This window comes from Anaerotignum faecicola (genome assembly GCA_024460105.1).
In the GTDB taxonomy this organism is placed as follows: domain Bacteria; phylum Bacillota; class Clostridia; order Lachnospirales; family Anaerotignaceae; genus JANFXS01.
Genome location: JANFXS010000522.1, coordinates 1 through 397 on the forward strand (window position 1 = coordinate 1; position 397 = coordinate 397).

The following is a 397-nucleotide window of genomic DNA, read 5'->3' on the forward strand; positions in this document are numbered from 1 at the left end:
GCTGACACCGCCGTCTCCCGCAGTAAATGGAAGTGCGATATAGAGGTTTTCCGGTTCCCATACACTGTTCTTATGAATCCGTACACGTGCCTCCAGCTTTCTCACAGTTTCATAGATTTTCAGATACACGTTGTAAAAACCGCAGCCCTCGAGGCTGTATTTCAACTCCACGGCCGTATAGACAGGACCGCGTTCCACCACCTCTATGCTCCTTAAACTGCTTTTGTACCGTCTGGTGGCGGTTGATTTCCGGTTTCGGCCCATACTTCTCCTGATCTCCTGTGGACCGCCCTCCATGGCGGTTATCTCGTAGATTCCTGAAAACGGCGCCTCCGTCCGGTCACTCCTTAAAAGCTCTCTTCCCCAGATCTTATCAGTAACAGACGAGATACCGGAC

General features: G+C 51.4%; 1 protein-coding gene. It reads right to left on the reverse strand.

The features are described 5' to 3' along the window. The coding region (locus NE664_15195; protein MCQ4727977.1) for a hypothetical protein at nt 1-397 on the reverse strand (397 nt) is incomplete at both ends.